The sequence below is a fragment of the Amycolatopsis sp. w19 genome (assembly GCF_051373225.1).
GTDB lineage: Bacteria > Actinomycetota > Actinomycetes > Mycobacteriales > Pseudonocardiaceae > Amycolatopsis > Amycolatopsis japonica.
The window spans coordinates 17082-30288 of sequence record NZ_JBPQFM010000043.1 but is presented as its reverse complement, the minus strand read 5'-3'; the positions used below and the strand labels follow the sequence as shown (position 1 = coordinate 30288).

The 13207-nt window shown below is 72.9% G+C and carries 2 protein-coding genes; both read left to right on the top strand.

Annotated elements, in window-relative coordinates:
* Positions 1-19: 19 nt before the first annotated feature.
* Positions 20-2914, top strand: a complete 2895-nt coding sequence (locus tag ACSMFO_RS39235; RefSeq protein WP_436462423.1) for an SDR family NAD(P)-dependent oxidoreductase — start codon at positions 20-22, stop codon at positions 2912-2914.
* Positions 2915-3399: 485 nt separating this feature from the next.
* Entirely contained in the window at positions 3400-13188 is a 9789-nt protein-coding gene (locus ACSMFO_RS39230; RefSeq protein ID WP_436462422.1) for a type I polyketide synthase, read from the top strand.
* Positions 13189-13207 lie beyond the last annotated feature (19 nt).

Genomic DNA, 13207 nt, shown 5'->3' with positions numbered 1-13207 from the left:
TATCTCGCCGCAGGAGCCGGTGATTCCGTTTTATTCGACGGTGACCGATGAGCCTCTGGAATTGGATGCTGGGTATTGGTTCCGGAATCTGCGGGGGACGGTGCGGTTCGCGGCGACGGTGGATCGGTTGCTGGAGGACGGGTTCCGGTTCTTCGTGGAGACGAGTCCGCATCCGGTGCTGGTTCCGGGGATCAGTGAAGATGCTGTGGCGTTGGGGAGTTTGCGGCGGGGTGAGGGTGGTGCGGATCGGTTCGTCGCGTCGCTCGCCGAAGCCCACACGCAGGGCCTGAGCCCCTCGTGGTCCGCCGTGCTGCCGCCGGCCGAACGGGTCGACCTGCCGACGTATGCCTTCCAGCACAAGCGGTTCTGGCTCGAAGCGGGCGCCGTGAGCGGCGACGCGTCGGCGTTCGGGCAGACGGTGGTCGACCACCCCCTGCTCGGCGCCGCCCTGTCGCTCGCGGACGGCGACGGCCTCGTCCTCACCGGCCGGATCTCGCCGGAAACGCAGCCCTGGCTCGCCGACCACGCCGTCCTGGACACCGTGTTGCTGCCGGGTACGGCGTTCGTCGAACTCGTCCTGCGCGCGGGACGGGAGACCGGCTGCGACGGCGTCGACGAGCTGACCTTGGAAGCCCCGCTCGTCCTCGACGGGCCCGTGGCGCTGCAGGTCGTGCTCGGGGAGCCCGACGAGCGCGGCCGCCGTGCCGTGTCCGTGCACTCGCGGCCGGAGGGTTCCGCCGAACCGTGGACCCGCAACGCCCAGGGCACGCTGTCCGCGGGCACTCCCTCGACGGTGTCGCTCGCCGAGTGGCCGCCTCCCGGCGCCTCCGAGGTGCCGGTGTCCGATCTCTACGACCGTTTCGCCGAACTCGGCCTCGCCTACGGACCGGTGTTCCAGGGGCTGCGCGCGGCGTGGCGTCAGGGTGACGACGTGTTCGCCGAGATCGACCTGCCCGCGGGCGAGGAGGCGGACCGCTTCGGTATGCACCCGGCCCTGCTCGACGCGGCCCTGCACACCCTCGGCCTCGGCGCCCGGGACGAAACCGTGCGTCTGCCGTTCACCTGGTCCGGCGTGACCCTCCACGCCACGGGCGCGGCGAAACTCCGGGTCAGGCTCACCCCGACCGCCGACGGTGGCTCGCTCACCGTGGCCGACGACACCGGCGCCCCGGTGCTGACCGTCGGGGAACTGGGCCTGCGCCCGATTTCCCCGGCCCAGCTCGGACGCCACCGGGATTCGCTGTTCCGGCTCGACTGGGTCCCCGCTCCGGTGGGGTCGCCGTCGCCGGAAGAGCCGGTGGTGTGGCGCTGTCCCGAAGGCGAACTGCGGCCGGTCCTGGAGGAGGTCCTGAAGCGGATCCAGGCGGATTCGACGGCCACGACCGTCGTGCTCACGTCGGGTGCGGTGGCGAGCGGGTCGCCGGATCCGGTGACGGCCGCGGTCTGGGGTCTGGTGCGGTCGGCCCAGGCCGAGAATCCGGGCCGGTTCGTGCTGATCGACGCGCGGACCGACGACGAGGTCCGGACCGCGCTGGCGACCGGGGAAGCGCAGGTCGCCGTCCACGACGGCAAACCGCTGGTACCGCGGCTCGCGCGGGTCGCGGCCGCCGACGCGGGTGAACCGGACTGGACGCCCGACGACGTCGTGCTGATCACCGGTGGCACCGGACGGCTCGGGCAGGCGCTGGCCCGGCACCTCGCCGTCCGGCACGGGGTACGCGCACTCGTGCTGACCGGGCGGACGGGCACCGGCGCGGAAGACCTGATCGCGGACCTGGCGGAGCGGGGCACCCAGGTCACCGTCGCGGCCTGCGACGTCGCGGACCCGGCGGCGGTGCGCGCCCTGCTGGCCGCCCATCCGGTGACCGCGGTGGTGCACGCCGCGGCCGTGCTCGACGACGGGCTCGTCGACGGCCTGACCCCGGATCGGCTCGGCACCGTGCTGTCCCCGAAGGCCGACGGTGCCCGCGTGCTGCACGAACTCGCCGGGCCGGTCCGCAAGTTCGTCGTGTTCTCCTCGGCGGCCGGCGTGTTCGGCAACCCGGGGCAAGCGGGCTACGCCGCGGCGAACGCCTACGCCGACGCCCTCATGCTCCGGCGCCGTGCCGAGGGGCTGCCCGGTGTGTCCCTCGCCTGGGGTTTCTGGGCGGAACGCAGCAAACTGACCGGGGAACTCGACGACACCGACGTCCGCCGGATGGCCCGCGCGGGTGTCACCGCGCTGTCCACGGAGGAAGGCTTGGCGCTGTTCGACGCCGCCGTGGCCGGCGCGGACGGGCTGCTCGTCCCCGCCAAGATCGACCTGACCGCCTTCCGGGGCCGCCCGGCCACCGAGATCCCGGCCCTGCTGCGCGGACTGGTGCGCGTCCCCGCGCGACGGTCGGGGGAGGCGTCGGGCACGGCCGAGGCGCTGAAACGCGACCTCGCCGGGAAACCGGAGGCCGAACGCGTCCGGCTGCTGCTGGAGGTGGTGCGGGTCCGGGTGGCGGCCGTGCTCGGGCACGAATCGGCCGACGCGATCGCCGAAGACCGCGGGTTCCTCGAACTGGGCTTCGACTCGCTGACCGCCGTGGAACTGCGCAACCGGCTCGCCGAGGCGACCGGGCTGCGGTTGCCGCCCACGCTCGTCTTCGACCGGCCCAACGCCGGAGCGCTCGCGGCCCACCTGGCGGCCGAACTGGCCACCGAGACCGCCGGTCCGGGCCTCGACGCCGAACTCGACCGGTTCGCCGCCGCGCTGACCGCGGCCGACCCCGGAGAGGCCGAACGAGCCCGGCTCACCACCCGGCTGCGGGCCCTTCTGGGCACGCTTCAAGGCGGGGAAGACGCGGCCGAGGAAATCGACGGAAAACTCGAATCGGCGGACGATGAGGAAATGTTCGCTTTCATCGATAATGTGCTTAAGCCTTCTTGAGTGGTAAGAAATGGTTTCGGCATGGGGTTCCCGGGTGTTGCGAAAGCCACTTTCGCAACCTTCAACGTTGCGAAAGTGGCTTTCGCGACAGCCCCGAGGCGGTGGCTCGACCGGAGCCACGTCGGCGGGGTAGCGAAGGAGCCCTCACCACCATCTGGGGCGACCCGCTTGCCTCGGGCATGTCGCGAAAGCCACTTTCGGGACGTCACATGTCTCGAAAGTGGCTTTCGCGACACCCCCCCCGGGCGGTGGCTCGACCGGGCGCACGTGGGCTGAAGGCTCCTTTCGCCGCATCTGATGTGGCGAAAGGAGCCTTCAGCCCCGGCCGGAGACGGGTCTCGAAAGTGGCTTTCGTGAGGCCCTGGTCGTCGCCTATTCCCTAAGGGGACGTAGGGGCGGCTAGGGGTTGTCCGCCTCTTCGCAGCTCACCTAGCTTTTCCTCGAGTGGCATTTCGTTTTTCCCGGCGCGAAGAGGTTGGCTACTGATGCTGAACGAGGAGAAGCTGCGCGACTACCTCAAGCGGGTGTCGGCCGACCTGCATCGGACCCGGGCCCGGCTGCGGGAGGCCGAGGCGCGGGAGCACGAGCCGATCGCGATCATCGGGATGGCCTGCCGGTACCCGGGCGGCGTCCGCGGCCCGGAGCAGCTGTGGGACCTCGTGGCCGCGGGCACCGACGCGGTGGGCGGCTTCCCCGCCGACCGGGGCTGGGACGTCGAGGCCCTCTACGACCCCGACCCCGCGCGGCACGGTAAGACCTACACGCGTGAGGGCGGTTTCCTCTACGACGCCCACGAGTTCGACGCCGCGTTCTTCGGTATCAGCCCGCGCGAGGCGCTCACCGTCGACCCGCAGCAGCGTCTGCTGCTGGAGACCGCCTGGGAGGTCTTCGAACGCGCCGGGATCGACCCGCTTTCCGTGCGCGGCAGCCGGACCGGCGTGTTCGCCGGGGTGATGTACAACGACTACGGCTCCAGGCTCGACCCCCGCGCCGAGGAACTGCGCGAGTTCGAGGGCTACCTCGGCAACGGCAGCGCCGGGAGCGTCGCCTCCGGCCGCGTCGCCTACACCTTCGGTCTCGAAGGCCCCGCCGTCACCATCGACACCGCGTGCTCGTCTTCGCTGGTCGCGCTGCACCTCGCCGCCGAGTCGCTCCGGCGCGGGGAATCCACGCTCGCGCTGGCGGGCGGGGTGACCGTGATGGCCTCGCCCGAGACCTTCGTGGAGTTCAGCCGTCAGCGCGGGATGGCGCCCGACGGCCGTTGCAAACCCTTCGCCGACGCGGCCGACGGCACCGGCTGGGCCGAGGGCGCAGGGATCCTGCTGCTCGAACGGCTTTCCGACGCCCGTCGCCACGGGCATCCGGTCCTCGCCGTGGTGCGCGGCACCGCGGTCAACCAGGACGGCGCGAGCAGCGGGCTCACCGCGCCGAACGGCCCGTCGCAGCAGCGGGTGATCCGGCAGGCGCTCGACAGCGCCGGCCTCGCGCCGCACCAGGTCGACGTCGTCGAGGCGCACGGCACGGGGACGACGCTGGGCGACCCGATCGAAGCACAGGCCCTGCTCGCCGCCTACGGGCAGGAGCGCGTCCGTCCACTGTGGCTCGGTTCGCTGAAGTCGAACGTCGGGCACACCCAGGCGGCCGCCGGGGTCGGCGGCGTGATCAAGATGGTCCAGGCGATCCGGCACGGGATCGCCCCGAAGACCCTGCACGTCGACACCCCGTCGTCCAAAGTGGACTGGGAAGCGGGCGCGGTCGAACTGCTCACCGAGGCTCGCCCGTGGCCGGAGACCGGGGAGGCGCGCCGCGCCGGGATCTCCTCGTTCGGGGTCAGCGGCACCAACGCGCACGTCATCGTCGAACAGGCGCCCGAGGCCGAACCCACCGAGCGTCAAGGCGAATCGCCGGTCGGCGACGAGGTGACGCCGCTGCTCCTGTCCGCCCGGAGCGCCGAGGCTCTGCGCGCGCAGTCCGCCCGGCTGCGTGAGCACCTTCGCCAGACGGAATCCCTGACCGACACCGCCTTCTCGCTCGCGACCTCCCGCGCCGCGCTGGAGCATCGCGCCGTCGTGGTGGCCGATGCGGAAGCGTCGCTCGACGCCTTGGCTGCCGGGGCGCCCGCGGCGGGGCTGGTCGAAGGTATCGCCCTGCCGCCGGGCAAGGTCGCGTTCGTCTTTCCCGGCCAGGGCTCGCAGTGGGCCGGGATGGCGCTGGAGCTCAAGGACTCCTCACCGGTGTTCCGGGCCGCACTGCTTGACTGCGAGCGCGCCCTGTCGTCCTTTGTGGACTGGAAGCTCACCGACGTGCTCGGCGACGCGACGGCGCTGGAGCGCGTCGACGTCGTCCAGCCAGCCCTCTTCGCGGTCAACGTGTCGCTGGCGGCGCTGTGGCGGGCGTGCGGGGTCGAACCCGACGCCGTGACCGGGCACAGCCAGGGCGAGATCGCCGCCGCGTACGTGTCCGGCGCGCTGTCGCTGGCCGACGCCGCCAAGGTCGTCGCCTTGCGGGCCAAGGCCATCCTCGCGCTTTCGGGCGCCGGGGGCATGGTCGCGGTCGCCCTCGGCCGCGACGACGTGCTCCCTCGGCTGACGGAGTGGGGCGACCGGGTCGCCGTGGCCGCGGTCAACGGACCCGCGTCGGTCGTGGTCTCCGGCGACCCCGAGGCACTCGACGGCCTCGTCGCCGCCTGCGAGGCGGACGGCGTGCGCGCCCGCCGGATCCCGGTGGACTACGCCTCGCATTCACCGCAGGTGGACGTCCTGCGCGAGGAACTGCTCGGCCTGCTCGACGGCGTCGAGCACCGCGCGTCCAGCGTGCCGTTCTACTCGGCGGTGACCGGGGAACCCCTCGACACGGCCGGCCTGACCCCCGAGTACTGGTTCCGGAACCTGCGGGCCACCGTCCGGTTCGACCGGTCCGTCCAGCGGCTGCTCGACGACGGTCACCGGTTCTTCGTCGAAGCCAGCGCGCATCCGGTGCTGACCGGCAGCGTCACCGAAACCATCGAGGAACGCGGAGCCCACGCGGTCGCGCTCGGATCGCTGCGCCGCGACGAGGGCGGGCTCCGCCGGTTCCTGACGTCGCTGGCCGAGGCGCACGTGCGCGGCCTTCGCCCGAATTGGGCCGCGTTGTGGCCCACTGCGACCAGGGTCGACCTGCCCACCTACGCCTTCCAACGGGTGCCGTACTGGCTCGACGCCGCCGTCGCCCGGCAGGGCGGGACGGAGGCCGAACTGCGCTTCTGGGCGGCCGTCGACCAGGCCGACACCGGCGCGCTCGACGCCGCCGTGCCCGCCGGGGAGGGAGCCTGGGACGCGGTGCTTCCCGCGCTCTCGGCCTGGCGTCGCTCCGGCCTCGAAAAGTCCACAGTGGACGGATGGCGATACCGGATCGACTGGGTCCCGGCCACCGGGACGCCCGCCGCCACCCTCGACGGGACGTGGCTGCTGGTCGTCCCGCCCGGCCCGATGCCGCCCGTCGGGGAGGCGCTCACCCGGCTCGGTGCCCGTGTCCTGCTCGTGGGCCCCGATGACGAACTGCCGCACGAGCCGGTCGACGGCGTGCTTTCCCTGCTGGCACTCGACGAACGGCCGCATCCGGACCACCCGGTGGTACCCGCTGGGCTCGCCGCGACCACGGACCTTGTGCGAAAGCTCGACGGACTCGACGCTCCACTGTGGATCGCCACTTCCGGCGCGGTCGCCGTCGGCCGGTCGGAGAGCCCGAACACGCAGGCCGCGGTGTGGGGCCTCGGCCGGGCGATCGGTCTCGAACACCCCGAACGCTGGGGCGGCCTCGTCGACCTTCCGGAGGAACTCGACGAACGCGCCGCGGCCCGGTTCGCCGGGGTGCTCGCCAGTGGCCACGAAGACCAGGTCGCCGTGCGGTCGTCCGGGGTCTACCTGCGGCGGCTCGTGCGGGCGCCGCTCGGGGACGCCGTCGCGCCGGAATGGCGACCGTGTGGGACCGTCCTCGTCACCGGCGGCACCGGTGCGGTGGCCGCCCACGTCGCGCGATGGCTCGCCGGGAACGGTGCCGAACACCTGGTGCTCACCAGCAGGCGCGGAGCGACGGCCGAGGGCGCGGCGGAGTTGCGCGAGGAACTCGCCGGACTCGGTGCGCGGGTGACCTTCGCCGCCTGCGACGTCGGCGATCGCGAGGCGCTGGCCACGGCGCTGGCCGAGTATCCGCCGAACGCCGTCGTGCACACGGCGGGGGTCGGGACCACCGCGTCGCTCGCCGAGACCGGCCCGGCGGAACTCGCCGACGCGCTCGCGGCCAAGGCGGGCGGCGCCGCTCACCTCGACGAACTTCTCGAAGGCACCGAACTGGACGCCTTCGTGCTCTTCTCCTCCAACGCGGGTGTCTGGGGTGGCGCCGGGCAGGGTGCCTACGGTGCCGCGAACGCCGCCTTGGACGCGCTCGCCGAACGCCGTCGTGCCAGGGGGCTGCCCGCCACCTCGGTGGCGTGGGGTCTGTGGGGCGGCGGCAGCGGGCTGGCCGGTCAGGACGACGTCGACCGCTTGCGCCGCCTCGGGCTGGCCGCGATGGACCCGGCGCTCGCCGTCTCCGCGCTCGTCCAGGCCGTTTCGCATGACGAGACCTTCGTCGCGGTCGCCGACGTCGACTGGGCGCGGTTCGCTCCCGGATTCGCCCTCGCCCGGCCCCGGCCGCTGCTGGACGCGTTGCCCGAGGTCCGCGAGGCGCTGTCCGCCGACACCGCCGGACCGGGCGGCTCCGAATTCGCCGCCGGGCTGCTGGCCGCTCCCGAAGCCGACCGGGCCCGTATCGTGCTCGACCTGGTCCGCGCGCAGGCCGCCGCCGTCCTCGGCCACGGCGGTGCCGCCGCCGTCGAGCCGGACCGGGCCTTCCGCGACCTCGGTTTCGATTCCCTGACCGCGGTCGAGGTCCGCGACCGGCTGGCCGCCGCCACCGGGCTGCGGCTGCCCGCGACCCTGGTCTTCGACCATCCGTCGGCCTCGGCGCTGGCCGGGCACCTCGTCGCCGAACTGACCGGCGACGTCGCCGGAACCCAGGCCGCTCCCGCCGTGGCGGTGACCGACGACGAGCCGATCGCGATCGTCGCGATGAGCTGCCGGTTCCCCGGCGGGATCACGGATCCGGAGAAGTTCTGGGAGTTCGTCGCGGACGGCGGGGACGCGATGGCCGCGTTCCCCGGCGACCGCGGCTGGGACCTCGACGCGCTCTACGACCCGGACCCCGCGCACCTCGGCACCACGTACGCCCGTGAAGGCGGCTTCCTGGACGACGCGGGCGGTTTCGACGCGGCGTTCTTCGGGATCTCGCCGCGTGAGGCGCTGGCGATGGATCCGCAGCAGCGGTTGCTGCTGGAGACGTCGTGGGAGGCGTTCGAACGGGCCGGAATCGACCCGGCGACCCTGCGGGGGAGCGCGACCGGCGTGTTCGTCGGCGCCTCCTTCCAGAACTACGGGCTGGACGCCACCGACGCGCCCGAAGGCACCGAGGGCTACTTCCTCACCGGAACCGCCACCGCGGTCGTCTCCGGCCGCCTCTCCTACACCTTCGGGCTGGAAGGCCCCGCGGTGACGATCGACACCGCGTGCTCGTCGTCGCTGGTGGCGTTGCATCTCGCGGCGCAGGCGCTGCGGCGCGGCGAATGTTCGCTGGCGCTGGCGGGCGGCGTGACCGTGATGGCCAACCCCGCCGCGTTCGTGGAGTTCAGCCGTCAGCGCGGGCTCGCGCCGGACGGGCGCTGCAAGGCGTTCGCCGACGCCGCCGACGGCACCGCGTGGTCCGAGGGTGCCGGGATCCTTCTGGTGGAACGGCTTTCCGACGCGCGCCGCCTCGGCCACCCCGTACTGGCGCTGGTGCGCGGTTCGGCGGTGAACCAGGACGGCGCGTCCAACGGGCTGAGCGCGCCGAACGGGCCGGCTCAGCAACGGGTGATCCGGCAGGCACTGGCGAACGCCGGTTACGCACCGTCCGATGTGGACGTCGTCGAGGCGCACGGCACCGGAACCAGCCTCGGCGACCCGATCGAGGCGCAAGCACTGCTCGCCGCGTACGGCGGGGAACGCGAGCACCCGCTGTGGCTCGGTTCGGTCAAGTCCAACCTGGGACACACCCAGTCGGCGTCGGGTGTGGCGGGCGTGATCAAGATGGTGCAGGCGATCCGGCACGGTGTCCTGCCGCGGACTCTGCACGTCGACGCGCCGACCACGGAGGTGGACTGGACCGCGGGCGACGTCCGGCTGCTCACCGAACCGGTGGACTGGCCGGACACCGGCCGTCCGCGCCGGGCGGGCGTCTCCTCCTTCGGGGTCAGCGGAACCAACGTGCACACGCTGATCGAAGAGGTTCCGGAGAACGCGGCACCTCCCGCCGGTGGTGACACGTGGGTGCCGTGGGTGCTCTCGGCCAAGACCGAGGAAGCGTTGCGGGCGCAGGCTTCCCGGCTGCACGCGCGACTGGAAGAGCACCCCGGGGACGACTCCGACATCGCGTACATGCTGGCGACCGCCCGGGCGGGGCTGGAAGTCCGGGCCGCGGTGACCGGGCCGGACCGTCTGCGCGAGCTGGCCCTCCTCGCCGAGGGGACGCCGAGCGCGGCGGTGCTGCGCGGCGCGCTCACCGCCGGGGCGCCGGGGTTGCTGTTCACCGGGCAGGGCAGCCAGAAACCAGGGATGGGCGCCGAACTCGCGGCCCGCTTCCCGGTGTTCGCCGCCGCGTTCGACGAGGTGTGCGCCCATCTGGACCCGCACCTCGGGCTCTCGCTGCGCGAAGTCCTCGAAACCGAACGAGTGCACGAAACGGCGTTCGCGCAGTGTGCCTTGTTCGCCGTCGAGGTCGCGCTGTTCCGGCTGCTGGAGAGCTGGGGTGTCCGGCCGGCGATGCTGCTCGGGCATTCGGTCGGCGAGATCGCGGCCGCGCATGTCGCCGGGGTCCTGTCGCTCGCGGACGCGGCCACGATGGTCGAGGCGCGCGGCAGGCTCATGGGCGCCCTGCCGTCCAGCGGCGTGATGATCGCCTTGCAGGCCAACGAAGACGAGGTGACTCCGCTGCTCACCGAGCACGTGTCGCTCGCCGCGGTCAACGGTCCGGAAGCGGTGGTGCTGTCCGGGGCCGAGGACGCCGTCACCGCCGTGCTGGACCGGTTCGCGGACCGCAAGAGCAAGCGGCTCGTGGTCAGCCACGCGTTCCACTCGCCGCTGATGGAACCGATGCTCGCGGACTTCCGCCGGGTCGTGTCCGGGCTTTCCTTCAGCGAGCCGCGGATCCCGATCGTGTCCACGGTGACCGGCCGTCCCGATCCCGAAATCGCCTCGCCCGGGTACTGGGTGCGGCACGTGCGCGAGGCGGTGCGGTTCCACGACGCGATCCGGTTCGCCGAAGCCGAGGGCGTGCGCGCCTTCGTCGAACTCGGCCCGGAGGGCGTCCTTTCCGCCATGGCGAAGGACTTCCTCGAAGACACCGTGCTGATCCCGACCCTGCGCGGGGAACGTCCGGAGGTCGCCGCGCTGGCGACCACGCTCGGCCGCCTGCACGTCCACGGCGTCGGGATCGACTGGACAGGCGTGTTCGACGGTGTCCCGGCGAGCCGGGTCACGCTTCCCACGTATCCCTTCGAGCATCGGCACTTCTGGCTGGCGAGCACCGGCGCGGCGGCGGGCGACGCGGCCGCGTTCGGGCTCGGCGAGGCCGGGCACGCGCTGCTCGGCGCGGCCGTCCCGGTGCCCGGTGGGAGCGGGATCTCGTTCACCGGAAGGCTTTCCCTGCGGACTCAGCCGTGGCTCGCGGAGCACGTCGTACTCGGAACGGCCTTGCTTCCCGGCACCGCGTTCGTCGACCTCGCGCTGCACGCCGGTGACCGCGCCGGCTGCGGAACCGTCGCCGAGCTGACCCTGGAAGCCCCGCTGGCGCTGCCGGAGAGCGGTGACGTCCGGCTGCACGTCACCGTCGGCGAGCCCGGCGAGGACGGCGAGCGCACGATCGAGATCCATTCCCGCCCCGGAGCCGCGGCCGACGACGAACCGTGGATGCGGCACGCCATCGGCCTCCTGTCCACCGGAACTCCGGCTGCCAGCGGGAACCTGGCCAGCTGGCCGCCGGAGGGCACCGAGATCCCGGTCGGGGATTTCTACGATCGGCTCGACGGCACCGGTTTCGAGTACGGGCCGTTGTTCCAGGGCCTGCGCGCGGCGTGGAAGGCCGGGGACGACGTCTACGCGGAGGTTTCGCTGCCCGAGGACCGCTTCCGTGACGCCGAAGGCTTCGGCGTCCATCCCGCGCTGCTGGACGCCGCGCTGCACGCGTCGAAGCTCCGGCTGGAGGGCGAGAGCGAAGGACCTTTCCTGCCGTTCACGTGGAAGGGGGTCTCGCTGGCCGCGACCGGTGCGCGGACGTTGCGGGTTCGGCTGTCCTCGCCCGCTCCGGACACGATCTCGCTGCTCCTCACCGACGGCGAAGGCGCTCCGGTGGCCGCGGTCGACTCCCTGGTGTTCCGCCGGGTTTCACCGGAGCAGCTGGGAAACCGGCAGGGGAGCAGCTCGCTGTTCCACGTCGAATGGACCGAGGTACCTGCCGAGGAAGTGTCCACAGAGGACGTAAGGGTCGGCGCCGGAGAGTCCTATGTGGACGTCGCGACGCTGCTTGCCGCCAAGACGCCCGAAGTCGCGCTGCTGGTCTGCCCGTCCGGGGAGACCGCCGAGGCGGTGCACGACGCGACCGTGTGGGCGCTGCGCCAGGTGCGGGACTGGCTCGCCGACGGGCGGCTGGACACGCACCGGCTCGTCCTGGTGACCGACGGAACCGATCTGGCCCAGGCCGCGGTACGGGGACTGTTCCGCTCTGCCTCGTCCGAGCACGCCGGCCGGTTCGGCATCGCCGAGACCACCGGGGATCCGGTCCGGGTGTCGGCCGACGATCCCGAACTGCGGCTGGAGAACGGTGCCGCGTACGCGCCGAGGCTGGTCCGCAAGACCGCCGCGGCCGCTCCGGTCGCGCTCGATCCCGGCAAGACGGTGCTGGTCACCGGCGGTACGGGAGCGCTCGGCGCGCTGGTGGCCCGGCATCTGGTGGCCGCACGCGGGGTGACCCGGCTGCTGCTGGTCTCCCGGCGCGGACTCGAAGCCGAGGGCGCCAAGGATCTGGTGGCCGACCTGACGGCTGCGGGTGCCGACGTCACCGTCGAAGCCTGCGACGTCGCCGACCGCGCGGCGCTGGAAGCGGCCCTCGCCGGGCACGAGCTGAGCGCCGTCGTGCACACGGCCGGCGTGCTCGACGACGGTCTGGTCGATGCGCTGACCCCGGAGCGGCTGGCGAAGGTGCTGCGGCCGAAGGTCGACGCGGCGCTGAACCTGCACGAACTCGCGGGCGACGTCGACGAGTTCGTGCTGTTCTCCTCGGCGTCGGCCACGTTCGGCAATCCCGGGCAGGCGAACTACGCGGCGGCCAACGCGTTCCTCGACGCGCTCGCCCGCCACCGTCACGCCCAAGGGCTCCCGGCCACGTCGCTCGCCTGGGGATTGTGGGCGACCGACGGCGGCATGACGGGCGAACTGAGCGACACCGACCTGGCCAGGATGGGCCGCACCGGTATCGCCGCGCTGACCCCGGAAGCCGGGCTCGCCCTGTTCGACGCGGCGTCCGGCGCCGGGCCGGTGGTGCTGCCGATGGCGCTGACGCCGTCCTCGCTCCGCGATGTGGATCCCGCGGTGCTGCCCCCGTTGCTGCGCGGACTGGTGCGGACGTCGTCCCGGCGCGCCGCGTCCGCCCCCACCGGTCCGGCGTTGCAGGACAGGCTTTCGGGCCTGACCGGCGCCGAGCGCGACGATGCGGTGCTGGAGGTGGTGCGCGAGCAGGTCGCCGCCGCGCTCGGTCACGCGGGCGCCGGGGCGATCGATCCGGGCAAGGGCTTCGTCGAACTCGGGATGGATTCGCTCAGCGCGGTCGAACTGCGCAACCAGCTGTGCGCGCTGAGCGGGCTGAAACTCTCGACGACGGTGGTGTTCGACCACCCCAACCCGGCCGCGCTGGCCGGGCACCTCGCGGCCGAACTGCCCGCCGAAGGGGTGGCCACCACCGCGTCGGTGCACGCCGGGCTCGACCGGCTCGAAGCGCTGCTGGCCACCGCCGCCCCGGCGAACGGGGACCGCGCCGGGGTCACCGCGCGCCTGCGCACGCTGCTGGCGGCGTGGACCGGCGAGCCCGCCGCCGAGGCCGACGACTCGCTGGAGTCGGCCACCGCGGACGAACTGTTCGACCTGCTCGATCACGAACTCGGCGCGTCCTGAACCGCCTGACCTGGGAGAC